General features: G+C 64.2%; 22 protein-coding genes. 16 read left to right on the forward strand and 6 right to left on the reverse strand.

Annotation, left to right across the window (positions count from 1 at the left end):
* Positions 1–317 precede the first annotated feature (317 nt).
* Complete coding sequence (locus tag QX124_RS14790; RefSeq protein ID WP_315797542.1) at positions 318–737, forward strand: DOPA 4,5-dioxygenase family protein; 420 nt, start codon at positions 318–320, stop codon at positions 735–737.
* Between the two features lie 64 nt (positions 738–801).
* Here QX124_RS14790 and QX124_RS14795 read toward each other — a convergent pair whose 3' ends face one another.
* The 4 genes from QX124_RS14795 to QX124_RS14810 all read right to left on the reverse strand — a co-directional run bounded on the left by QX124_RS14795 (position 802) and on the right by QX124_RS14810 (position 4,603).
* The gene (locus tag QX124_RS14795) at positions 802–1,692 is read right to left on the reverse strand and encodes an alpha/beta hydrolase family esterase (protein ID WP_315797543.1); all 891 of its coding nucleotides are present in this window, start codon (positions 1,690–1,692) and stop codon (positions 802–804) included.
* Positions 1,692–2,573, reverse strand: a complete 882-nt coding sequence (locus QX124_RS14800) for a sterol desaturase family protein (RefSeq protein ID WP_315797544.1) — start codon at positions 2,571–2,573, stop codon at positions 1,692–1,694. Before QX124_RS14800 ends, QX124_RS14795 begins: the two co-directional genes overlap by 1 nt.
* Before the next feature lie 117 nt (positions 2,574–2,690).
* Positions 2,691–2,993 carry a hypothetical protein gene (locus QX124_RS14805; RefSeq protein WP_315797545.1) on the reverse strand — a complete coding sequence of 101 codons (303 nt, stop codon included), beginning with the start codon at positions 2,991–2,993 and terminating at the stop codon, positions 2,691–2,693.
* A gap of 242 nt (positions 2,994–3,235) precedes the next feature.
* The gene (locus QX124_RS14810; protein ID WP_315797699.1) at positions 3,236–4,603 is read right to left on the reverse strand and encodes a polysaccharide biosynthesis/export family protein; all 1,368 of its coding nucleotides are present in this window, start codon (positions 4,601–4,603) and stop codon (positions 3,236–3,238) included.
* 404 nt (positions 4,604–5,007) lie between these two features.
* On the opposite strand from QX124_RS14810, the gene QX124_RS14815 reads away from it, so the two are divergent.
* From QX124_RS14815 to QX124_RS14825, 3 genes are all read left to right on the forward strand, one after another.
* Positions 5,008–5,277: a hypothetical protein gene (locus QX124_RS14815; RefSeq protein ID WP_409997705.1), complete on the forward strand. Its 270-nt coding sequence runs from the start codon at positions 5,008–5,010 to the stop codon at positions 5,275–5,277.
* 405 nt (positions 5,278–5,682) lie between these two features.
* Entirely contained in the window at positions 5,683–6,141 is a 459-nt protein-coding gene (locus QX124_RS14820) for a hypothetical protein (RefSeq protein WP_315797546.1), read from the forward strand.
* 923 nt (positions 6,142–7,064) lie between these two features.
* Positions 7,065–7,448: an H-NS histone family protein gene (locus QX124_RS14825; protein ID WP_315739468.1), complete on the forward strand. Its 384-nt coding sequence runs from the start codon at positions 7,065–7,067 to the stop codon at positions 7,446–7,448.
* A 221-nt stretch (positions 7,449–7,669) separates the two neighbouring features.
* Here the strand turns inward: QX124_RS14825 and QX124_RS14830 are convergent, their stop codons facing one another.
* Positions 7,670–9,142, reverse strand: coding sequence for an undecaprenyl-phosphate glucose phosphotransferase (locus tag QX124_RS14830; protein ID WP_315739469.1), 1,473 nt, complete (start codon positions 9,140–9,142; stop codon positions 7,670–7,672).
* Between the two features lie 482 nt (positions 9,143–9,624).
* On the opposite strand from QX124_RS14830, the gene QX124_RS14835 reads away from it, so the two are divergent.
* Both QX124_RS14835 and QX124_RS14840 read left to right on the forward strand, forming a co-directional pair.
* Positions 9,625–10,422, forward strand: a complete 798-nt coding sequence (locus QX124_RS14835) for a glucose-1-phosphate cytidylyltransferase (RefSeq protein WP_315739470.1) — start codon at positions 9,625–9,627, stop codon at positions 10,420–10,422.
* Positions 10,419–11,072, forward strand: a complete 654-nt coding sequence (locus QX124_RS14840) for a PIG-L deacetylase family protein (RefSeq protein ID WP_315739471.1) — start codon at positions 10,419–10,421, stop codon at positions 11,070–11,072. Before QX124_RS14835 ends, QX124_RS14840 begins: the two co-directional genes overlap by 4 nt.
* Before the next feature lie 122 nt (positions 11,073–11,194).
* Here the strand turns inward: QX124_RS14840 and QX124_RS14845 are convergent, their stop codons facing one another.
* A complete protein-coding gene (locus QX124_RS14845; protein ID WP_315781261.1) occupies positions 11,195–12,295 on the reverse strand; it encodes a hypothetical protein in 1,101 nt (366 codons plus the stop codon).
* 380 nt (positions 12,296–12,675) lie between these two features.
* On the opposite strand from QX124_RS14845, the gene QX124_RS14850 reads away from it, so the two are divergent.
* The 10 genes from QX124_RS14850 (at position 12,676) to QX124_RS14895 (ending at position 24,443) form a co-directional block, all read left to right on the forward strand.
* The gene (locus QX124_RS14850) at positions 12,676–13,713 is read left to right on the forward strand and encodes an SDR family oxidoreductase (protein WP_315797547.1); all 1,038 of its coding nucleotides are present in this window, start codon (positions 12,676–12,678) and stop codon (positions 13,711–13,713) included.
* A 52-nt stretch (positions 13,714–13,765) separates the two neighbouring features.
* Positions 13,766–15,028 carry a class I SAM-dependent methyltransferase gene (locus tag QX124_RS14855; protein WP_315797548.1) on the forward strand — a complete coding sequence of 421 codons (1,263 nt, stop codon included), beginning with the start codon at positions 13,766–13,768 and terminating at the stop codon, positions 15,026–15,028.
* 41 nt (positions 15,029–15,069) lie between these two features.
* A complete protein-coding gene (locus tag QX124_RS14860; protein WP_315797549.1) occupies positions 15,070–15,612 on the forward strand; it encodes a dTDP-4-dehydrorhamnose 3,5-epimerase in 543 nt (180 codons plus the stop codon).
* A 103-nt stretch (positions 15,613–15,715) separates the two neighbouring features.
* Complete coding sequence (locus tag QX124_RS14865; protein WP_315797550.1) at positions 15,716–16,684, forward strand: phytanoyl-CoA dioxygenase family protein; 969 nt, start codon at positions 15,716–15,718, stop codon at positions 16,682–16,684.
* 24 nt (positions 16,685–16,708) lie between these two features.
* Positions 16,709–18,076, forward strand: a complete 1,368-nt coding sequence (locus QX124_RS14870) for a DUF4910 domain-containing protein (RefSeq protein ID WP_315797551.1) — start codon at positions 16,709–16,711, stop codon at positions 18,074–18,076.
* Positions 18,073–19,230: a glycosyltransferase gene (locus QX124_RS14875; protein ID WP_315797552.1), complete on the forward strand. Its 1,158-nt coding sequence runs from the start codon at positions 18,073–18,075 to the stop codon at positions 19,228–19,230. The genes QX124_RS14870 and QX124_RS14875 overlap by 4 nt, the downstream gene beginning before the upstream one ends.
* A gap of 186 nt (positions 19,231–19,416) precedes the next feature.
* The gene (locus QX124_RS14880; RefSeq protein ID WP_315739483.1) at positions 19,417–20,916 is read left to right on the forward strand and encodes a lipopolysaccharide biosynthesis protein; all 1,500 of its coding nucleotides are present in this window, start codon (positions 19,417–19,419) and stop codon (positions 20,914–20,916) included.
* 139 nt (positions 20,917–21,055) lie between these two features.
* A complete protein-coding gene (locus tag QX124_RS14885) occupies positions 21,056–22,357 on the forward strand; it encodes a glycosyltransferase family 4 protein (protein WP_315797553.1) in 1,302 nt (433 codons plus the stop codon).
* Positions 22,357–23,415 carry a Gfo/Idh/MocA family oxidoreductase gene (locus QX124_RS14890; protein ID WP_315739485.1) on the forward strand — a complete coding sequence of 353 codons (1,059 nt, stop codon included), beginning with the start codon at positions 22,357–22,359 and terminating at the stop codon, positions 23,413–23,415. The genes QX124_RS14885 and QX124_RS14890 overlap by 1 nt, the downstream gene beginning before the upstream one ends.
* The gene (locus tag QX124_RS14895; protein WP_315797554.1) at positions 23,412–24,443 is read left to right on the forward strand and encodes an NAD(P)-dependent oxidoreductase; all 1,032 of its coding nucleotides are present in this window, start codon (positions 23,412–23,414) and stop codon (positions 24,441–24,443) included. Before QX124_RS14890 ends, QX124_RS14895 begins: the two co-directional genes overlap by 4 nt.
* Positions 24,444–24,449 lie beyond the last annotated feature (6 nt).

The raw sequence follows: 24,449 nt of genomic DNA on the forward strand, positions 1-24,449 counted from the left end.
CAGCGCCAATGGTACTATGGCTCAAGCCCTGGGAGAGTAGGTCGCTGCCAGGCCTGCAAAGGACATCCCCTCTTCACTCCCCAAAACGACAACGCCGCGCTGAAACCTCAGCGCGGCGTTGTCGTTTGTCTTGGTGCGTCAGCTCGCGTGGCGACATGCTGCCGGGGGCGGAGCTCGAGCCCCGCCGAGCTCTCGAGGCCAGAGTCCGCTGGCGATGACTTGCGCCGCGACTGAGGCCGGGCTGCGATGCTAGGATGACCATGCCGCATCGGTTCGCCCGCGCGGCCGACGCGATTGAAAATGATCGAGAGGCGCGGATGGAAACGACCTCGGCGGGGCAGCCGCATCGTCTGAGCGCAATTGCGAGCTTTCATGCCCACATCTATTTCGATGATGCCACTCGAACCGAAGCCGCACAGCTGCGGCAGTGGATTGCCGACCGCTTCCTTGTGACGCTCGGGCGTTGGCATGACGCGCTGGTCGGGCCTCACGAGCGGCCGATGTATCAAGTCGCCTTCGCGGTCGACGTGTTTCCAGTGCTGGTGCCATGGCTGATGCTCAATCATGGCCGCCTCCGCGTGCTGGTGCATCCGAATACGACGGAGCCGTTGGCCGATCACACCGCGCACGCGTTGTGGATCGGACCGCCGCTCGGCATCCGCGGCGAGAATCTTCCCTCGCACGGCGAGGCAGAGCTGCCGCGCGAGCCGAACACCACGCCGACGATCGCCGCCTGAGCTCGCGCGCGCACTGGTGACCGCGCCGTCTCCGCACGGTCGGAGCCTGGGCGGACTTGCCGGACTACAGCGTGCGCGCGAGATCGAACGCGCGGAGAATGACCTCGGCGGCATCGATGTCGAAATTGCTCGGGCCTAGCAGGCGCGGCGCCAGCGGGCGGCGGCCGGGCAGGGCATGCCCGCCACCTTCGACGCGATACAGCGACACGCCGCCGATCACCTGGCAATCGCGCCAGCTGAGTTGCGTGACGGAGGTGTCGCTGGCGAGATCCCGATGCGGCAGCGCCGCGGCCTGGCGCGCGCCGCAGCCGTCGCGCCGCGCAAAGAACTCCGCCGTCTTTTCAGCGCTCCACACCCGGCCGCGCCCGCCGCGCAGCCCGACCTCGCCACCGCGATAGGGCACCATCGGATCAGCCGTGCCGTTGATCATGACCACCGGCACCGGCCGCGCGGCGCAGGGCGCGATGCCGTCCGGCATGTTGGCGATCACCGTGCCGATCCCGGCAAACAACTCCGGCGCCTTGCAGGCCAGGGTGAAGCTCATCATGCCGCCATTCGAAATGCCGGCAAGATAGATGCGCCGGGGGTCGGCCGTGCCGTCGGCGACGAGCTGCCGCACCAAGGCGCGGATGAAGCCGACATCATCGGGACCGCCGGAGCGGCCGTCGCGGCCGTCATTCCATTGCCAGTCGAGGCCATCGGGAAAGACCGCGGCGAAGCCATGAGCTCTGGCGGCTTCGGCAAAACCGGTCGTGCGCGCGGTGCCGGCGCCGCTGCCGAGCGCGCCATGGAGCACGATCACGGTCGGCTGCGGCGTCTTGCCCGTGGTCATCACCAGCGCATGACGCGGACCGTCGCTTGTGTCGATGGTGATGCCGCGCCCCGCGGCGACCGCCGTGGTCGAGACGAACAGAGCCGCTGCCATGGCGGCCATGAACGATCGGAGATGTGACATCATGAGCATCCTTCTCGGCTGTCGGGTGACTCCCCGCGGTGGAGCTTCTGTCCGGGCGCAGCAGCCAGCACGCGCAGCCGCATCGCCCAGCTCCGGGCTGCCGCGAGGTCGCGGGCGATCGCAATCCATTCGCCAAATGCGATCCGCAACGGATTGAAGCTCGGCGCAACGCCGACGAGGCCGTAGCGCAAGGCCTCGCCGGCCGGGGCCTCGGCGAAGCTACCGAACAGCCCGTCGAAAATGATGAGCACGCCGCCATAGTTGCGATCGAGACAGGACTCGTTCGCAGCGTGGTGGACGCGGTGATGTCGCGGCGTGTTCAGCACATATTCGAGTGGACCGAGATGCGGCGCGAGCTCGGTATGGATGAAGAACTGGTAGAGCAGATTGACGCCGAGCATGCCGATGATGGCGAGCGGATGGAAGCCGAGCAGCGCCAGCGGCAGATAGAACAGGAAATGACCGGAGATCTCGCTCGTCCAGCCGAGACGAATGGCGGCGGTCAGGTTCAGATGCGTCGAAGAGTGGTGCACGGCATGCGTGGCCCACAGCCAGCGAACCCGATGCGAGGCGCGATGGTGCCAGTAGTAGACGAACTCGCTGGCGAGAAACAATGCGAGCAGGGCGAGCGGCCGGCTCGTGTCGAAATCGAAGATCCTGTGGCGATAGGCGATGGTGAAGGGAAAGGCCGCGACGAGCGCGACCATTGCGCGGATCAGATGCTGTCCAATCGCGATGGCGAACGAGGCTGCGGTCTCGCGCAGGTCGTGAGTCTTGCGGCCTGCGAGCCGGCCGAGCCCATATTCCAGCGTCATGAAGCCGAGCGCCGTCAGCAGCACGATCATGCGCGTCGACGGCGGTAGGGAAGAGAAGATGGGCATGGCGCGCATCCGACCTCATCGAATGGAGGCGGCGCGCCGGTCCGCCCCGGAGAGGCAGGCGGACCGGCGACATCGATGCTTCAGGGAGGCCGCCAGCAGCAACGCTATGGTGTTCGTTCAGCGCGTGAAGGTGCGGCTGTAACTGTAGGAGTTGCCGCGCGGTCCCGTGCCCTGGCCCTGCCGGGTGCAGCTGCCGTCACTGCAGCTCGCGGAGCCGGAGCGCGACCAGCTGCGGCCGGCGGGACCTGTGCCGCCACCCTGCCAGGCGCAGGCGCCGCCGGAGCAGCTGCCGGAGCCGCCAAATGAGGTGGTGCCGCGCGGTCCGGCGACCGAGCCGCTGCGGGTCCAGGCATTCGCGTCGACCGCGGCTGCCGCCGAAAGGACTGCCACGAGCAAAAAGGTCGCGATGGATGTCTTCACGTCAGTCTCCCAATTCGTTCGCGCCGGCGATCGCGTCGCCTGCAGAGGGATACTGTGCGTTGGATGTCGCGGGCGGATACACCGCCGGTGTCGTTTGGTCGCGGTGATTGGCCGGATTGTAACGGCTTGTCACGCGATCGCCGTCCGATACCGCAACATCGAGCGGCGCGGCGGGCTCTGGTCCAGCCGCACCCTCGACGTTCCGGCGCCTGTTCAGGCCGCTACCGGCCCGTCGGTGTGCTTCACCACCTGGTCTTCGTCGCCGTGTTGACGTTGATCACCGCCGTGGCCGTGTTGGACGTGGTTGTCGCCGTGTTGTTGATCAGGGTCAGCAGCTTGTAGTAATCGACGACCTTGGCGTTGGCGACGTACATCACGTCCTTGCTGCGCATCTGAAAGCCCGAGGCCAGCAGCATGCCGGAGGGGTCGCGCAGGTTGACGTGGTAGATGGTCGGAATGCGGTCGTAGATGAAGCGGCTGGTATCGATGCCGAGCTTCTGCAGCAGCGGGCGTTCCTCGTAGCGATAGAGGAAGACCTCGGCTGGATCCGATTGCTGATCGTTCAGGCCGCCCGCCTTGCCGATCGCCTGGGCCAGCGTCAGCGTCTCCGTATCGAACGAAATCTCGGAATTGAAGCCGAAGACGTTCTGATTGAGGGCGCCGAGGGCCGTGAAGGTGGGGGATTCCCGCGTGATGTAGACGACGTCGTTCGGGCGGATGAAGATGTTCTCGCGCGGATCCTGCACCACGCGGCTGAGCAGCACGCGCACACGTTTGCCGTCCCGCTGCAGGGTCACGTAGCTTTCGATGGCCTCGTGCTTCGGGCCGCCCGCACGTGCAATCACCGCCAGCAGGCGTTCGCCCACGCTGTTGAGGGCCAGCACGCCCGGCGTATTGACGTCGCCGAGCACGCTGACCACGCTGGAATGCTGCTGGTTCAGGCTGACGACGACCTGCGGCTCGAGGGCGCGCTTCTGGAGCCGGAAGACGATGTCCTGCTCGATCTGCGGCAGAGTCCGGCCGGCGGCGGCGATCTCGCCCGCATAGGGAACGCGGATATTGCCTTGCTGGTCTACCGCCTGCGCCGGCAGATCCACGAAGTTGCCCGGGCGGGCGCCGGCGGCCGTAGGCGGCGTGAACAGCCCGCCTGGGGCGGCTTCGAAAATGGAAACGTTCAGCACGTCGCCGATGCCGGCGACCTGCACCGGCTTCGGCCGCTTGTCCGGAAACACGCCCTGGAACGTGACCATGTTGGGCTGCGACAGGAAGCCGATCGTCTCGGGGCTGACGTCGACCAGCGCATAGGGAAGCGCCGTGTTCGACCGCACGCTGGCCGTGGCATTGTCGTTCACTGCGTCGCTGGTCGGTCCTGTTCCGGGGAGCAAGGAACAAGCTGGCAGAAGCGCCAAGATCACCAGAGTTAGGAGCGCGCGCGAGCCGCGGCAAAGGCTATGAAAGCCGCTCGGGTCCACTGCGCTGTTGCGCACAGGAGACCCCCCGCCGCCGGTCGACCCGCGCGGATTGATCAAGGCCTTCAAACCCATCCCCGAATACAGCAAAAATACGTTTCCCCACGCTGCTCCCTCCACCAAGAAGGGAGAACGTCCCACATATTTCAACCTACCCGGCGGCCATACTGGACGAAAGCGCACCGCCGGGCGGGTTGGTCCGCTTTTGCCCGGCCGTGCCAATTAGGTCACAGTCTGGCCTTACCATATTACCGCAACGAGCTGTCAACTCCGCCGGAGGTCCATGGTGGACGGATGATCCGTTCGACCTAACAGGAGCCCAGCAATTTTAAGCACAAAGCCGTTGCGCAACGGTTAGCCTGAGTCGCTTCGCTCAGGCAGGGGGCGACGACATCGCAGGCCGCGCAACGAGTCGGTGAGCCAAGGCCGTCGGACGGGGCGCCGGGACCGCAAGCGGGCGGCCGGCTGTCCAAGGCCGCCGATCAAGTCTATGCTGCTGCGCCAGCCCTTGAGGCTCTTTGCAACGGAGCACGCAATTGTCGAACGTGATCAGGATCGCCGCAGCTGCTTTCGCGATCGCCTTCACGGGCCTATCCGATCCCGCGTCCGCGCGCGGCCTCTATCCGCTGACGGAGTGCGGGCCGGATCTCAGCAGACTCTGCCGGCTGCACGGGGCATTCGAGGCCACTCCGTTTCATTACAATCTCGCGATTCATCCCGGGTGCATTCGGCGTGTCGCCGTCCAGACGCCCCGGGGCGTGCTGTACCGCCGCGCGCTGGTGTGCGGAGCGCCGGAACGGCCCATGGTGTGGTAACCCCGGCCCCTTCCTCGGCGTCTCCGAAGGGCGCTGGACGCTCCGCTCGGCCGCTTCATGGTCAAGCTTGGCGCAAGATGGCGGCCGCGATGGCTGATGCGGGCCGTGCTCGTTTCGACGGCTGGCGCCCGCCCCAGCCGTGTTCGGGAGTGTCGATCATCGCGCGGACGATTAAATGGGCAGTTCCGCACCGTGTTTTTTACGTGATCTGAAATTAAATTAATCGTGTCCAGACGATTCCGCGCGGTCGGAGACATAAAACGGTAGACTGAACAAACTAAAGCTTCAATTGTACCGGACCAAAGGTGCTTAATAAGTCCTTTCTGGCAATGCGGTAGCATTTTACTGCAAACCGTAGCGAGTGCCAGAAGTATTTAATGTCTTGCTGTCAGATGGTAAATTAACTTGTCGCGAGTGGTTAATTTAATTTCTAAAATCGAATCCGTGCATCGTCGCGATGACGGTTTGCCGGAACTCGAGAAAAATCCCTCAAAACTCGCCAATGAGTGGGGTCCGTCCTTGTGTGACGAGCTTGGTACCGCGTTGATCGAGGATATTGAGACGGATGGCGGCGGTGGCGCTCTGAATGCTGTCCTGAAATCGCTGAATAAGATGCGCCTTGCGAAATCACGTTTCGGCCGGCCATCGTCGGGCCGTTCGCCGCAATCCGCGCTGCGGTCTCAGATCGAGCTTTGTGATGCCCTGCTCGAGGAGATCCAATCCATCAGCAGCAGCCTGGGCAAGCGCGCGAAGAAGTCCGCGGCTCCCAGGCGTCGCCCGATGGCCACGCGGCGCCGCCGCGGGACGGCTCATTTGATCGCGCCCCAGCCGGCGGTGCCGGGTCGGACCAGGCAGCAGAAATAATCGCATCGGAAATTGATCGGCGCGGCGGCCGGCCGTCATGGTCGCGCCGGTTGCCGGCGCGAGGCGACGGCCGCTCAGCATCGACCCCGACGGCGCATCAGATCGCCCAGTGCTGCTGTCGCTGGCAGCGACGGCCGGACGTCATCCGGGCGTTCTTCAGCCGTCGTATCGCGCAAAGACGGCGCCCCGAGACGGTGCCGGCCGGAACCCATGTCACCGGTGGGCGGAGGATCGGGCCGCCGGGTGATCGCAGCCGTCCTCCACGCCACAGCCGATCGCGCGGCAGTCAGTTTCCGCTGCCGGTGGTGTGCCTGTCTCACGCCGCGCGACCCCGGATGCCGTCGGCGCGACGTGTTTGAGTCTGATTCGCATGAGCGCGCCTGAAGGATCCCGTGTTTGGCGAAGGCGCTTGATTCGCCGAATCGATGTCGGCGGCTTTGCGGCATGTTCACGATGCGGGCTCAATTAAACCAGCTCGCGACATTTTGTGCGCATGCAAAAATATCTCGATCCGGGTTATCGGGGTGCTCGCCCAAATAGGTTGTAAGCCCTCGCGGCAGCTTTGAAAAACATGGCGCGGTGAAAATGTTCAGCGACCGAATTCGGCACCGTTTGATCATCAAACCTACGTCACTTTGACGCGATCTTGCCTCAATAAGCAGCGAATCCGTTGCAAATCGTGTTGATTCGGCGACTTCTTCCAGCGTGCAGACGAATGTTGCCACAATCTGGGGGCGGTGCGACATAATTTCGGAAAAGGGGGTTGCGGGTTGATAATTGTTTGAGTTACAACCATTAGGTCTAGCCGGATTGGTATAAACTCAAATATTCAGTTTTTCCGAGCGTGAGCCACTTGCGGAACGAAATACCGAATTATATGACGTTAATTCGGCAGGATAGAGATCACAGACAAAGGTCGCTGCATGTCCACCAAGAAGATCGATTTCGAGGCGATGTCTTTCGATGACCTCTGGTCTCTCCATGAGCAGATCAGTCAGATCCTCGCTGTGAGGATCACGTCGGAGAAGCGCGAACTCGAACGTCGTCTGGCGGTTCTCAACCGCAGCCGCGGTGCCATCGAAGGCGCCGGCAGCGAGGGTGGGCAGTCCTACACCACCAGCGGCAAGGCGCGGCGGAAATATCCCCGGGTCCTGCCGAAGTATCGCAACCCACAGACCTCCGAGACCTGGTCCGGCCGAGGCAAGCAGCCGCGTTGGCTGGTGGCGGCGATCAAGACCGGGCATCGGATCGAGGAATTTGCGATCAATGGGGCTGGCGCTTCGAAAAGTCGCCGTCAGCGCGCCTGATCGGGGTAGCTTCAATCAAGCTCGCCGAGCCGATAGTTGAGCGACGCTGCGCGTCGATACTGGGCCTGATTCGCCCTCTCAGCATCCACGAACGACATGTGAGCGGTTTGACGCCGCAACGTCGCGATCCGCCGATCAAGACCTGACCGAAGTGGGCCCGTCCGATCTGCCCCGCACGGCTCCGCCGATTGGCTCGCGATCATCATCTGTTGCGAATGCGCCTAATAGGCATTGTTGCCGCGGATCAGCTCGATCGGCGTCCTCAGCAGGATCGCGACGTCGAGCGACAGGCTCCAATTGTCGATGTACCAGAGGTCGAATTCGACGCGCTGTTCGATCGACGCACGCGTGGGCGTGGGGCCGCGGCAGCCATGCACCTGCGCCCAGCCGGTCAGTCCGGGCTTGACACGGCGACGGAACGCGTAGTTGCGCACGAGCTTGTCGAATTCGTTGTCGTGCGCCAATGCGTGGGGGCGGGGGCCGACCAGGGACATGCTGCCGTCCAGGACGTTGAGCAACTGCGGCAGCTCATCGATGCTGGTCCGGCGCAGCCAGGTCCCGAGCCGGGTGAACCGGCTGTCGCCGATCTGGGCCTGGACGATCGAAGGCCCGTCCTCGAGAACGGACATCGTGCGAAACTTGTAGATCTGAAAAGATCGGCCGTTGAATCCGCAGCGTTGCTGCCGGAACAGCACCGGCCCGGCCGAGTCGAGCTTGATGGCGATCGCCACCAGCAGGAGCAGCGGCGACATCAATGCCAGCGCGATGCCCGCCAGCATGACGTCCATGAGCCGCTTGGTGGCGTGTTCGAGCGGGCTCAGCAGGCCGCGCTGCAGCTCGATGCAGACCGCATTGCCGAGTTCGCGGCACGGCCGCTTGAAGATGTCCGAAGCCGTTCCGACCGGCACGAAACTCACTGGAAACGGCAGGACTCTCAGCTCCGCGCCGAGCGTTCGCAGATCGGACCAGGGTTCGGGATTGGCGCCAACGACGATCTCTTCGATATCGGAGCCGCGCACATAATCGATCACGCTCGAAACGATCCGCTGCCGCTGATCCGGATCCGCGTCGGGCTCAGGAAGCAGGAAGTGTCGCTGGACGCGAAAGCCGGTGTCGGTGAGCACCTGGGTCAGCCCGGCGTTGTCCTTGCTTGCTTCATCGGTGATCAGAACGATGTTTCGGCCGGAAAATCGTCTCTCCGCCAGCCCCTTTGCCAGCAGATATGCGGTGGTGCGGCGATGCAGGATCAGCGTCGCGAGCCCGAACATCGCGAATACGATGCTGGTGCCGCGCGAGAATTCGCTCCCGATCTTGAGCGCGAACAGCGCGCCGGCCAGCACGAGGAACGCCGTGACCCAGGTCAGGCAGGCCGCGCGGATCTGGCGCGGCAGGATCAGGAGCTCGGCCGGCCGGTACATCCCGCGGATCTTCATCAGCGAGACGAACAGCGCCGACACGAGGATCGCCAACCCGAGCGATTTACTGACGTCGTTGGCTCCCGCCGGATCCTGCAGATGATACAGAAACCCGGACAGGACGCTCGACATGGTAATCGTTGCAATGTCCGCCGCGATCGCGAAGGGCTCCACCGAGTCGTAGTGGACGGGCCATTTCCGCCCTTGGAATTGTCGTTCCAAGAGGACGGCCGGCATGCCATTTCGATCGAGAGTCTTGGGCTGATCCACGTAATGCATGGGATGTCGGTGTTCGAAACTCGGTTAAATAGCGATTAGTCGTCATTATATGTTTTGGCATTTAATTTAAACAATTAAAACTGCCATTGGGATTTATTCGCGCCGTTGGACGTCTCCCGATACCGCGACGAGGCCGGTGACACCGGAATGCCGGTTCTGGAGGACGGAAACGAGGCCGCTCGCCCCCTCCAAGTCGGTCCTGGCAATGCCCGCGTGACGATTTAATGTTCGTGAAACGGATATTTCAATGCGGGTGGCCAAGAATGGCATTTAAAAAGAGATATAATTGGATTATTAATCCGGTGCCGGGCGCCCGCGACGCGGGTGACGCGTCCGCAGCCGACCGAATGCAGGGGGAGGTTTTCCTCGTGCAGCCGGGAGGGCGAAGCGAGGGCACGGCGAGCTGTCTTCGAGGCCGGCCGGCGAGATTGGAAGATTATGATGCTCATTTCAAAGATTGAGAACCCGAAGGACGTCGCGCCATGAAGGTTGTATTGTTCTGTGGAGGGCTCGGGACGCGGATCCGGGAATATTCCGAGAGCATTCCGAAGCCGATGATTCCGATCGGCCACCAGCCGATCCTCTGGCACGTCATGCAGTATTACAGCCAGTACGGGCACCGGGATTTCGTTCTGTGCCTGGGCTACAAGGCCAATGTGGTGAAGGACTATTTCCTGAACTACAATCAGGCGTCCACCACCGACTGCACGATCTCGCAGTTCGGCAAGAAGGTCGAGCTGCTGGGCGATCGCCCCCCGGATTGGCGGGTCTCGCTGGTCGACACCGGCATCTGGCGCAACATCGGTCAGCGACTGCGGGCGGTCCGGCACATGGTCGAGGGCGAGGAGATCTTTCTCGCCAACTACAGCGACGGCCTGACGGACGCGCCGCTGCCGGAGATGATCGATCGTTTCAAGCGCAGCGGGAAGATCGGCTGCTTCATCGCCATCCACCCGCCGATCAGCTTTCACCTCGCCGAATTCGACGCCGACGGCACCGTGGGCCGCATGGCAGCGAGCAACGATTCCAACATCTGGATCAACGGCGGCTACTTCATCTTCCGCAAGGAGATCTTCGACTATATCGACGAGGGTGATGAGCTCGTCGTGCAGCCGTTCAAGCGGCTGATCGACCGCGGCGAGCTGATGGCCTATCGCTACGAAGGGTTCTGGCGCGCCATGGACACGCTCCGTGACCGCCAGGTGCTCGAGGAGATGATCGAGCGCGGCGACACGCCCTGGCAGCTCGGCGCCAACCTTCCGGCGGTGGTGAACGGATGAGGGCCCTGCAGCTCGCCGGTCGCGGCGACCGGCTGTCGGTCCTGTGTCTCGGTGCGCACTCCGACGACATCGAGATCGGGGCCGGAGGCACGCTGCTGTCCTGGCTCGACCAGGGCGTCCGCCTGGATGTTCATTGGTGCGTGCTCAGCGGCAATGGCGAGCGCGGCGTCGAGGCGCGGGCGTCTGCCGACGACTTCCTTGCCGAAGCCGCCGGCCGCAATCTCGAGATCATGCAGTTCCGCGACGGCTTCTTCCCCGAGCAGGGGGAGGAGATCAAGGCCTGGTTCGAGCAGCTCAAGGGCCGGATCAACCCGGACGTCATTCTCGCTCACCGCCGCGACGACGCCCATCAGGATCATCGGCAGGTCAACCGCCTGGTCTGGAACACGTTCCGCGATCATCTCGTGCTGGAGTACGAGATTCCGAAATGGGACGGCGATCTCGGACGGCCCAATGTCTACATGCCCGTCTCCGAGCGGATCATGAAGCGGAAGGTCGCGCTGCTGATGGCGCATTTCGGCAGCCAGCGCTCCAAGCAATGGTTCGACCCGGAAACGTTCATGGGACTGGCGCGACTGCGGGGCATGGAATGCCGCGCCGCCGAGCGCTATGCTGAGGCATTCGTCGTGCGCAAGCTGTCCTTGGGGTGAACGGCGGCCGAATCCGTTCGCCGTGAGGTCCTCGCGGCGGACGCATCAATGTCCGATCGGCAATGTCCGATCTGCGAGGAGATGATCGGCGCTTGGCCGCGATGCGTGGCTGCGGCCGGCGGTCAGCCGGCCGCCCGTCGGGGAAGTTCGACGATCTCCTCTGCCGGCGGACGCTCGATTGCGGTGGCCGGCACCTTCTCCAGCCAGACCTCGCGCCACCACGCATAGATGCCGCGCGGGCAGAACAATCGGTTCTCGCTGTAGCGCGACTGGCAATAGACGCCGTCGAGAATGACGGCCGGTGTCTTCATCCGCCGGATGTAGCCGGTGCGCTCGTCGATGAACTTCTCGACGCGCGTTCGCACCCGGAACACCTTTCCGCAATAGGGCACCATCTCGGCGTCGAAGCCCATGCCGCGGTTGTTGGTCTGCTTGTCGATGGTGGCCAGGATGTCCTTGTGCGGGCGGACGCGGACGAGATCGCCGGGCTGCAGCCCGAGATCGGCGATCGGCGCGTCCTTGTCTGTCAGGAGATCTCCGCGCTTGCGCGGAAACGGGACGCCGTCCCACAGCGACTGGACGCGGTCGTAGACCCAGCGCGCGGGCCGGCCGAGCCGCGGACGGCGCGCCATGGTGGCGCCGACATAGGCGAAGTAGAGAAAGCCCTTCAACATCTTCGCGAGCGAGACATTGCCGGACGCGACATCCTCAGCGTATTGCCGGGCGTCCCACCATTTGAGCGGCTGGGTGTAGGTCGGCAGCTCGGTTGCCTGGCAGGCGTAGCGCGGGCCTTTTCCCGGCTGCTGATCCGGCGACTTCGTCGCGTCCCACACCGCGCGCACCGTGCATCCGCCGGACGGCTGAGGCGCAGCCGCCCGGTCCGGGCCGGCCGGCGCGGGTTTGGTCGCATCCACCGGGGAGAGCCACGCCTCCTTCCAGAAGATCAGGCAGGCCGCCTGGCAGCCGCCATAAGCCTCGCCGTCACAGCGGTGCTCCAGATGCACCGCGTTGGGAAGGCGCCGGCCGAGCCATTCTCCGGTGTTGTATCCGGTGACCGTGTCGCAGGTCTTGTGGGCGCGCTTGTAGACCTGGAAGCGTTGACCGCACCATTTGAACATCTGCGGCATGAACGGCAGCCCTTCCAGGCGCCCGTTTGCGTCGAGAGTGGCCAGGATCTCTTCCTTGCTGCGCACTTCGACCCAGTCGCCGGCGGATAGTGTCATGCTCTGTCTTTCAATGCTTAAATCAATGCGTCATCGAGGCGGGCGGGGCATCCCGCGCGGGACGCCTCATTTGCCAGTGATCGAATTAAAGCTGCCGAGATCTGCGGTCAACATTTGTCCCTTTTGTGGCGTTATTTAATTTGAGCCAATTAATTAAATCAAGAGGGCGCCTGATGTCGCGCCGGCCGGATGGTCGCGACATCAGGCGGATCGGGGTAAATACACGGGTTTTCACGGAGTTTTATGTGCCGCGCCGGAGAAAGCGGCTGGCGACGTCGCTTGCTGACGGATTCACTGGACGCTGGCTAGAAAATTAAATTATAATCTATTGGAGGGTGATTTAAATTCTCGTTTTGGTTGGTGACATAGAGGGTGCGATTTTGAAGGTACTGATCACCGGAAACATGGGCTATGTGGGTCCGGTCGTCGCGCGGCATCTGCGGGCTCGGCGCCCGGATGCGACGCTACACGGCTTCGACAACGCCTATTTCGCGCACTGCCTGACCGGAGCGCCGGTTGTTCCGGAGCGATGTCTCGACGAGCAGATCCATGGCGACGTCCGCGACATGTCGCTCGACCTCCGTGGCTATGACGCCGTGGTCCAGCTGGCGGCGATCTCCAACGATCCGATGGGCAATCGCTTCCAGGAGGTGACGCTCGACGTCAACCAGAACGCCACCGTATCGCTCGCCAGGAGGGCTGCGGCGGCTGGCGTGAAGAATTTCGTGTTCGCGTCGAGCTGCAGCGTCTACGGCATCGCCGACGGACCGCCGCGCAAGGAGAGCGATCCGCTCAATCCCATCACGGCCTACGCCAAGTCGAAGATCGGATCGGAGCAGGAGCTCGCCGCCATCGACACCGGCATGACCATCACCTGTCTGCGCTTTGCGACGGCCTGCGGCATGTCGGATCGGCTGCGGCTCGACCTCGTCCTCAACGATTTCGTGGCCTGCGCGCTCACCCGTCGCCAGATCAGCGTGCTCTCCGACGGCACCCCCTGGCGCCCTCTGATCGATGTCGCCGACATGGCGCGGGCGATCGACTGGGCGATTGACCGGCCGGCGGCGACGGGCGGCCGCTTCCTCACCATCAATGCCGGCTCCGACGACCGCAACTACCAGGTCAAGGATCTCGCCAATGCGGTGGCTGCGCGAGTGCCCGGGACCAGCGTATCGATCAACACCTCCGCGCCCGTGGACAGCCGCTCCTACAAGGTCGATTTCGGCCTGTACCGCTCCCTCGCACCCGATCATCAACCGCAGGTCACCCTGGACCAGTCGATCCAGAACCTGGTCGAGGGTCTCAAGAGAATGCAGTTCAAGGATGCCGAGTTTCGTTCGTCCGATCTGATCCGTCTCAAGGTCCTGCAGGACCACATGGAGACGGCCAGGATCAACGACAGGCTGCAATGGACGTGATTGCGCCGGGCAGACGCTCGCCTCTGCCGGCAAAGACAGTGACGGAGACACCATGGAACTGACCCTTCCCACCGCCGTCGGCGTCGCGCCCAAGTGCCGGCACTGCGGCGACGACCTGACCCTCAAGCTGATCGACCTCGGCGCCTCGCCGGTCGCGAACGACTACATCGATCCGGCCAACTACATGCGCGCGGAGCCGTTCTATCCGCTGGAGACCTTCGTCTGCCGCGAGTGCCGTCTGGCGCAGACACGCGACCTCCTGGCCGCGTCCGAGATCTTCCGCGCCGACTATGCCTATTTCTCCTCGCACTCCACCTCATGGCTCGAGCACGCGCGGCGCTACGTCGAAGTCATGGCCGATCGCTTCAAGCTCGGTCCGGCCTCGCGGCATGTCGAGATCGCGTCGAATGACGGGTATCTGCTGCAATACTCCCTCCAGAAGGGGATCGCCTGCCTTGGCGTCGAACCCTGCGAAAGCGTTGCGCTGGCTGCACGTACCAAGGGCATCGAGACCCGCATCGAGTTCTTTGGCCGCAACTATGCGACCCGCCTCCGGGAGGAGGGCTGGTCGGCCGATCTCCTCACGGCCAACAACGTGCTCGCGCACGTTCCTGATATCAATGACTTCGTCGGTGGCGTCAAAATTCTGCTGGCGCCGGAGGGCGTCGCGACCTTCGAGGTCCAGCACCTGCTGACCCTGATGCAGCGGCATCAGTTCGACACCATCTATCACGAGCATTTCTCCTATCTGTCGCTGATCGCGGGCCTGCGCATCTTCGCACGGGCGGGCTTGCGCGTTTTCGACGTCGAGCTCCCGGAAACGCATGGCGGCTCGATCAGGTTCTTCGTCTGTCACGAGGGCGCCGCTCATGCGGAGAGCCCGAACGTCGCCGACGTCCTGGCACGAGAGCGGGCCTATGGGTTGCATGACGACGCGATCTACATGGCCTGGAACGAGCAGGTCAAAGAGACGAAGCGGGCTCTGCTCGAGCAGCTGACGGCACTGAAGCGCGACAACAAGAAGATCGTCGGCTACGGTGCCCCGGCGAAGGGCGTGACGCTGCTCAATTATTGCGGGATCCGCACCGATTTCCTCGACTTCACGGTCGATCGCGCCCCGTCCAAGCAGGGCCGCTACATGCCGGGCGTTCGCATTCCGATCCTGCCGCCGGAAGCGATCTTCGAAGCCAAGCCCGACTACGTCCTGATCCTGCCGTGGAACATCAAGAGCGAGATCAAGGCGCAGATGGCGGCCATCCGCGACTGGGGCGGCCGCTTCATCGTGCCGGTCCCCAAGGCGACCATCGAGGAGTAGGGCAAGGCATTGCCGCACGATTGCGCGAAGAGTTTTGAGCCATGAGGTTTGTCCAGCTGGGACGTTCGGATGCGCGGCTGATCGAGCTTACCGTTCGCTCCGACGAGCGCGGCAGCTTCACGCGGACTTGGTGCGCGAAGACCTTTGCGGAGCAGGGCATCGCGTTTATCCCGGTGCAGGGCAACAGCTCGGTGACCCGTCTCCGCGGCACCGTCCGCGGCATGCATTTCCAGCGCGCGCCGAAGCCCGACGCCAAGATCGTCCGCTGCAGCGCCGGCTTGATCCATGACGTCATCGTCGACATCAGACCGGATTCTGCGACGCGCGGCGAGGTCTATGCCTGTGAGCTCGGTCCCTCGACGGCGCGGATGCTCTACGTCCCCGCGGGCTTTGCCCATGGCTTCCAGACGCTGACCGACGACGTGACGGTCGAGTATCTGATGGGTGAGGACTATGTCGAGGAGCTCTCGGACGGTTTCCGGCACGACGATCCGATGATCGGCATCCGATGGCCGCAGCCGGTGACGGTGTTGTCGGCCAAGGATGCCGCCTGGCCCTCGCTTGCTGAGCGGGAGCTGTGGTGAAGCAGCATGACGGCAGCGCGGTGTCTTGGGGGAGGAATCTGGCGGCCCCGGAGCGGCCCGATCGCCTCGAAGGTTCTGACTATTTGTCGAGGAGGATCACGGAATGACGAACATTTTCGTTGATGCCATCATGCCCGATGACGAGCGGCGCCAGAAACTGTACGAGGGTGCGCTGTTCCTGTACTCGCCGACGCCCTCGCTCGATGCGCTGGTCACGTTTGCCAGGGAGCTGATCGAGGAGGCGTTTCATCCTTACGATCCGCGGACGGCGCAATTCGAGCTTCCTGTCGAGCGCTACGTCGAGATTCTCGTCAGGCTGAAGCCATTCTTCATTCATCACGCCCGGTCGAAGGAGCTGGTGCAGGGAGCGCTCCGCGAGCTTGGCTGCGATCCCGAGCTGACCTATTTCGACGTGCCGCGGCTGCGGTCGGCAACGAGCGATGACTATCTCACCACCGGGATCGCATTCGCATTCCACCCTCATCGCGACACCTGGTACTCGGCGCCGCCGTGCCAGCTCAACTGGTGGCTGCCGGTGTATGACATCGCGCCAGACAACGGCCTTGCATTCCACCCGCGCTATTTCGACGAAGCGATCAAGAACGGCTCCAGAAACTATAACTATTACGAGTGGAACCGGACCTCGCGGGCATCGGCGGCGCAGCACATCAAGACCGATACACGGGTGCAGCCGAAGCCGGAGCAGCAGATTGCACTGGATCCACAGATCCGGGTGATCGCGCCGAGCGGCGGCGTCACGATCTTCTCCGGAGCTCATCTGCATTCGTCGGTGCCGAATACCTCGGGCGTGACGCGGTTCAGCATCGATTTCCGCACCGTGCATTTTGCCGACGTCAGCGGCAGGCACGGCGCCGTCAACGTCGACTCGGAGTCCACGGGCACGAACCTGCGCGACTTCCTGCGGGTGACCGACCTCGCGCGGCTGCCTGAGGAGGTCGTCGCGCCGTATGATCAGGTCGAGGCCCCCCGCGATCATCTGATCTATCAGCCGACGATCGTGCCGCTGGCGAACGGCGGTCTCGCAGCCGATGCCGCGCAGGCATCGGCCTGACGGATGATGCAAGGCTCGCAGGTCATGCTGGACACCCTCACATCATCGATTGGGCCGCGGGCGCCGGCGATCGATCTCCATGATCTGATTACGGAGCTGTTTCCAATCAACCGTAGCCTCACGGGAGCTGGGGTCCGTCAGACGCTCGAGATCGTCTCACGCTATGTCGACCTCGTGATTCACGAGGTACCGTCCGGAACGCCCGTCCTCGACTGGCATGTGCCGGCGGAGTGGAACATTCGTCGCGCGACGATCTCGACCCTGGCGGGCCGCCCTCTCGTCGACTTCGCCGACAATAATCTGCATGTGATGGGCTACAGCAAGCCGGTCCAGGCGGTGCTCAGCCGCGCTGAGCTTGCGAAGCACGTTCATACCTTGCCGGAGCAGCCTGATCTCATTCCATACCGGACCGGCTACTATGCCGACGATTGGGGGTTTTGCCTGCCGGATCGTCTCTGGCGAGAGATGACGGACGACAGCTACCACGTCGAGATCGACAGCGAGCTCTCGCAGGGATCGTTGACCTACGGCGAATTCTTCGTCCCCGGACAGACGGACAAGGAAGTCCTGATCACCTGCCACGTCTGCCATCCGAGCCTCGCCAACGACAATCTCTCAGGGATTGCCGTCATGACGGCGCTGGCGATGCGGCAAGCGCAACGGCCCCGCCGGCTCGGGTACCGATTTCTATTCCTGCCGGCAACGATCGGCGCGCTTGCATGGCTCGATCGCAACGAGCGGGATCTCGACCGTGTCGAACACGGCCTCGTCCTCACCTGTCTCGGCGACCCCAGTGGATTTCACTACAAGCAAAGCCGGCGGGGCGCGACCATCGATCGCGTCGTCGCGCATGTCCTGAAGCAATCAGGGCATCCTCACGAGATTCTGCCATTCAGTCCCTATGGATATGACGAGCGGCAGTTCTGCTCACCGGGATTCGATCTCCCGGTCGGGTGCCTGATGCGCGGCGTGCACGGCACATTCCCCGAATATCACACCTCGGCCGACAATCTGAATTTCGTCAAGCCGGACTGTCTCGACCAATCCTACGCCGTCATCGAGGAGGTGCTGGATCTGCTCGATCGTGACTGCATCTACGAGCGCGTCGATGGGCGAGGGGAGCCGCAACTGGGACGGCGTGGTCTGTATCGCGCGATTGCCGGTCAGCGCGAGGCAGGTGGCGCGACGCAGATGGACCTCCTCTGGGTCCTCAATCTGGCGGATGGCAGGCACAGCCTGCTCGACATGGCAGTCCGGGCCGACGTTCCGTTCGCGCGAATCGAGGCCGCCGCACGGATCGCGCTGGACGCCGGCCTCGTTATCGTAACGTCATCGCCTTCTCCGTCAGCACCGGAGCATGTGAGCCGACAAGACCAGAGTGAGGCGTCATGAGTTCGCAACCGGGCAAGCCCCGCATCGCCGTCTTTTCACTCCGAAACATCTTCGGTAAGGCGCTCAATCGCGGCCCCCACGTCGAGTTCGAGGACATCATCTGCGAGGTCGATTCCGCCGAGCTGTTCGCGCCCGAGCTCGATCCGTCGCGCAGACGGGCGAGCTTCGCCACCCGGCTGGGCTACCACGCGCCCGTGCTGTTGAATCCTGGGATCGCGCGGATCCAGCCGCGGCAGCAATACGACGTTCTGTTCGCGATCTGTGGATTCCCGCAGGACCTGATCATGTTCGATGCGATCGAGGATCTGAGAGGGGCGTGCAGGACCTCGGTGTGTCTGCTGGACGAGCTATGGGTGAAGGAGATCGCCAAGCACCGGCACTTCCTGAAGATCCTCGCCAAGTTCGACGTCGTGATGCCGTTCCAGATCAGTACGGTGCAGCCGCTCAGCGAGGAGATCGGCCAGGCTTGCGTGCATCTTCCGCTCGCCATCGACGCGATCCGCTTTTGTCCCTATCCCGATCCCCCCGAAAGGGTCATCGACGTCTTCAGCATGGGGCGCCGCTCCCGCGTCACGCACCAAACGTTGTTCGCGATGGCGCGGGACACCGGCCTGTTCTATCTCCACGACACGATCGGCGGCAGCCAGGCCATCGACCTCCCGGAGCACCGGGCCCAGATGGCAAACCTCGCCAAGAGGAGCAGGTATTTTCTGGTCAATCCCGGCAAGTTCGACGAGCCGCAGGAGACCGGGCGGCAGGTCGAGTTCGGCTACCGGTATTTCGAGGGCGCGGCATCGGGAGCCATCATGCTCGGTGAGCGTCCCGACAACGAACTCTTTCCGCGGTTGTTCGACTGGCCCGAGGCGATGGTCGACGTGCCGCACACGTCGCCCGACATCGACCGGGTCATCAGGGAGCTGGACGGTGACCCGGTCCGGCAGGACCGGATGCGGCGAAGCGGCATGGCCCAGACCTTGATGCGGCACGACTGGGTGTATCGGTGGGAGACGATCCTGGAGGCCACGGGTCTGCAGCCGATGCCGGGCGTCGCTGCACGCAAGGATCGGCTGAAGAGGCTGGCCGAGATGGCGGCCGGTCCGGGGGTGGCGCGCGAGCATGAATTAGATCGCGAGCCGGCATTGTTGGCGCAGTGATGTTTCAATCCGTTTCTCCGCCACAAATTGGCGTCATCGCGCCCCGGCGGCCCATGTTTCGGCTGCAGACGATTTTATACCGGCTGCATTTCGACGATCGGATGTTTCATTGCCCTGTACGGATCTGTTTGGCCGTGACTGGGAATAGGAAAGTTGGTTGCAATGTTTGAAAGCGATTGAACGAAGATGTCGGAAGCCGTCGCCGCCTATTTCGAGGAACATCGGGAGTCGAACGATCTCGGACGCCGCGCGTTGCGCGGCGGCCTGATTTCCATCGTCATCCAATACGGCAATGCCGTGCTCCAGATCGGAGCGGCCATCGTGCTGGCCCGGCTGCTCGCGCCGGAGGATTTCGGGCTCGTCGCCATCATCACCGTGCTGACGAGCTTCGCGCCGCTCCTCATCGACTTCGGCCTGCTCGACGCCACCGCCCAGCGCAGCAGGATCACACCGGCCCAGGTCAGCGGCCTGTTCTGGGTCAGCACCGGCATCGGCGCGGCGGTGGCGATCGTCGTCGCTGCATCCAGTCCGCTGATTGCCTGGGTCTACGGTGATCCAAGACTGGAGCCGATCGCGCTCTGCGTCGCGATCACCTTCGTGCTGTCCGGGCTGACCAATCAGCACATGGCGCTGCTCCGGCGCACGTTGCAATTCGGCCGCATCGGTCGGATCCAGCTGTTCGGCACGCTGGCGGGGACGGTTGCCGCCGTCGCCATGGCGTTCGAGGGCTACGGCTATTGGGCGCTGGTCATTCGCCCCGTCGTGACATCGATCTGCGTCGTGGTCGCCGCGTGGTCGGCATGCCGTTGGCGGCCCAGCGCGCCGGTGTTCGACGCCGAGGTGCGATCGATGGTGCGTTTTGGCCTCCACGTGGTCGGATTCACCGTGGCCTATACGTTGTCACGGGCGGTGGACCGGATCGCGCTCGGTCTGCTCTACCGGCCCGATCAGGTCGGGTACTACCAGAATGCGATGAACCTGTACGACAACTCGATCTATGCGGCGCTCAATCAGACGCATGCGGTGGGAAGCTCGGCGCTCAGCAAGCTGCAGACCAATCCGGTCGCGCTGCGGCAGAAGTACGAGGCGGCGCTCTCGATCCTGGCCTTCTTCGTGATGCCGGCGGCGGCGATCCTCTCCGTCACCGCCGAGGACCTGACCGTCGTCCTGCTCGGGCAGAAGTGGCAGGCTGCGGGAGCGCTGCTCAGCATCATCGCGCTGCGCGGCATTTCGCACGTCGTCGAGGGCTCGCAGGGCTGGCTGCATCTGTCGCTCGGACGGGCGGACCGGTGGCAGACCTGGGGGATCATCTCGCTCGTCGCGCAGGTCGTTGCGGTGCTGGTGGGGCTGCCATTTGGGCCGGTCGGCGTGGCCTGGGGCGTCGTGGTCGGATACTCGCTGATCGCCCTGCCGTCGGTCATGTACGCCGGACGTCCGATCGGCATCGGTGCGGAGGTCGTGATCCGGGCCGTCGGACCGCAGACCATCGGCGCCGTCGCGACTGCAGCTGCCGGCTGGTGGCTGCAAGCCGCGCTTCTAGGGGCCTATCCCGTCCTCCTGCGCATGTTCCTGTCCGGGTGCTTCTGCGGCTGTCTCTATCTCGCGATCGTCGTCGGCGTGTTTCGGGTCCGCGAGCCGCTCAGGATCGCAGGTACGATCGTGCAGGATTTCGCCGGCAAGCGCTGAGAGGGAGCGAAAGGAGGCTCGGACAGCACCGCACGTCGCGATTAACTATCGCAATCATTGAATACCCCATATAAAACATCCCGTGATTTAAATGCTTTAAATGGTCATGGCCAGCGACAACCACCCGGACTTGGATGTGATGGAGGCGGATCCTGCGCCATCGGCGCAGCGCGAACCCGAATGGTCCGCAGCCGGTTTCGCCGACCGACGGCGGCTCAGCATCCTCAGCGTCTCGCACATGCCGGCGAGCCCGCCGCGGTTCGGGGCACAGGCGCGCATGCACGGGCTGATGACCCAGCTCGCGCGCCGCCACGACCTCACGGCGGTGACGCTGGTCGATGACGCCTTCGACATCGACGAGTGTCGGCGGGCCATGCAGGCCTATTGCCGCGACGTGGTGCTGGTGCCGAACCCCTACGGCCGTGACGGTCTGGCGAAGCGGCTGCTGCAGCTGCGCTCGCTGGTCTCGTTGCGGAGTTTCGATCGGCTGCGCGTGGCCCTGCCGGAGCTGCAGCGGGCGCTGGATCGGGTGCTGCGGACGACACCGTTCGACATCGTCAATCTCGAATTTCCCTATCTCGGCCACTGCCTGTTCCGTCAGGCGCCGGCCGGCGCGTCGCCGCCGCGGCTGATCGTGGACTCGCATGAGATCGCCTATGACCTGGCGCGGCAGTTCGCCGCCACGGGCGCGAGTCTGGGCCGCCGGCTCTACGCCGGTGCGAACTGGCGCAAGCTGCGCCGCGAGGAGATCGCGGCCTATCGCGAAGCCGATGGCGTTTATCTCTGCAGCGCGGACGACGAGAAGCGTCTGCATGACGACGTTCCGAACGCCCGCACTGCGGTCATTCCCAACGCCGCCGATATCGACTTCTATCAGCCGCGCAGCACCGACCCCGCGCCCGACGGCCGGACGCTGGTCTATTTCGGCCTGCTGTCGACGGTGCCGAACATCGATGCGGTCACGCATTTCGTACACGACATCTGGCCTCGTATCGCCGCCCGGCATCCCGATGCGCGCTGCAAGATCATCGGCGGCCGGCCGCCGCCGGCATTGACGGCGCTGGCCGGGCCGCGGATCGAGCTGACCGGCTTCGTGCCGGACCTGCGGCCGCACCTCGCCGCGGCCGCGGCGGTGATCGTCCCGCTGCGACTCGGTGGCGGCACGCGGCTGAAGATCGTCGAGGCCATGGCGATGGGCAAGGCGATCGTCTCGACCAGCCTGGGTGCCGAGGGCATCGAGGCCATGCCCGGGCGCGACATCCTCATCGCAGACGAGCCCGACGCCTTTGCGGGCGCGGTCAATCGGCTGCTCGCCGAGCCCGATCTCGCGGCGCGGATCGGCGGCGCGGCGCGGCAGGTGGCGGTCGAGAAATATGCCTGGAGCGCGGCGGCGCAGGCGCTTGAAGACTTCTACTGCGAGATCCTGGAGACAAGATCGTGATGAAGGCCGCGCTCATCGGGGCAGGGCAGATCGCCCGCCAGCATCTGGCCTGTCTCAACAGTTTGCCGGGCGTTCAACTGGCCGGCATCTGTGATCTGTCGCCGGCGACGGCGGAGGCCGCAGCCGAGCGTTACGCCATCCCGTCTTGGTTCACCGATCATCGTGCGATGCTGCAGACCGTCCGGCCCGATGTGGTGCATGTGACGACGCCGCCGACCTCGCATTTCCGGCTGGCGATGGATGCGCTCGAGGCCGGCGCGCATGTGATCGTGGAGAAGCCCGCGACCTCGACCTTCGACGAGCTGCAGACCCTGACGTTGCGCGCCAAGCAAACCGGCCGCCATGTCGTCGAGGACTACAACTACGTCTTCAACCGGGCACCGCAGGAGATCCTGCGTCGCATCGAGACCGGCGAGTTCGGCGCCGTCACCCATGTCGACGTGCAGATATGCCTCGACATCCTCGGTCCCGACGGTTTTGCCGATCCGAACTCGCCGCATCCGGCGCTCAGCCTTGCGGGCGGTGCGATCGCCGACTTCCTGCCGCATCTCGCCTCGCTGTCACATGCATTCGTCGGCCCGCATCGCAACGCGCATACCGTCTGGAGCAAGCGCAAGCCGTCGCCGCTGCCGTTCGACGAGTTTCGCAGCGTCGTCGAGGCCGAGCGTGGCACGGCGACGCTCGGCTTCAGCGCGAGCGCTCAGCCCGACGCGTTCTGGCTGCGGGTCTATGGCGAGCGGATGCAGGCGACCGCTAATCTGTTCGAGACGCGGCTGACGTTCGACGGCCCCCGCAACGTGCCGAAGCCGCTGCGCCCATTCTTCAGCGGACTGGAGGAGGGCCGCGACATCCGTCGTGCCGCGCTGTCGACCCTGCTGCGCAAGTTCAAGGGCCCAGGGGCCTATGAGGGGCTGTGGGAGTGCCTGGCACGCACCTATCAGGCGCTAGGCTCGGGAACGGCCTTGCCGATCACGATGGAGGACGTCCTGGCCGTCAATCGGATGGTCGAAGCGATGAAGCCGACGGAGCAGGCGGACATGAGGAAGCTGGCGATATGAAAGCCCTGGTCACTGGCGCCAACGGGTTTCTCGGCCGGCATGTCGTCGATGCGCTGCTGGCCCGCGGCATTGAGGTTCGCGCCATGGTGCGTCCGGCGACGCGCGTTGACGCGCTTGGCTGGCCGTCGTCGGTCGACATCGTCAGGGCCGACCTGCGCACCTCGCGCGACCTTGTTCGCGCGTTCGAGAATGTGGATGTGCTGATCCATCTGGCGGCGGTGGTCGCCGGCGGCGAGGATGCGCAATTCGCCGGCACGGTAGGCGGCACCGAGCGGCTGCTCGAGGCGATGGCGGGCAGCGCCTGCCGCCGGCTCGTGCTGTGCAGCAGCTTCTCGGTGTACGACTACACGGCGACGCGCGATATCCTCGACGAAAGCGCACCGCTCCAGCAGACACCTGATGTCTACACCCGCGGCGGCTACACCGTCGCCAAATGGTGGCAGGAGCGGGTGACACGCCGTTACGTCGAGAAGCACGGCTGGGACCTCACCGTCCTACGTCCCGGCTTCATCTGGGGACGCGGTCACGGCTATCTTGCGGCGCTCGGCCAGCAGATCGGGCGCCACCACGTCGTGATCGGGCCGCTGACCCGCATCCCCATGACCCACGTCGAGAACTGCGCCGATGTCTTCGCGCTGGCCGCCGCAGATCCGCGGGCGATCGGCCAGACGCTGAACGTCGTCGACGGTCCCGGCGAGCGGGTCTGGACTTATCTGTCGGACTACATGCGCGGCACCGGCGAGCGCGGCCTCCGGTTGCCCATCCCGCATTGGCTCGCCAGCAGCATCGTACGGCTGGCGTTTGCGACCGTGTTCAGGCGGGCGACCAAAGTGCCGGCGATCCTGACGCCCAAGAAATTCAACGCGATGCTCAAGCCGCTGCGCTTCGACAATCGCAAGCTGAGGGATACGCTCGGCTGGACGCCGCCGCTCGACTACGAACAATGTCTGGCGCGGACCTACGGTCCGTTGCCGGCTTCGGCGGCAGCGCCGGCGTCCTGGTCGTCTGGAACGGCTGCTTCCATTTGAGGGCCG

Source organism: Bradyrhizobium sp. SZCCHNRI3043, assembly GCF_032377735.1.
GTDB lineage: Bacteria > Pseudomonadota > Alphaproteobacteria > Rhizobiales > Xanthobacteraceae > Bradyrhizobium.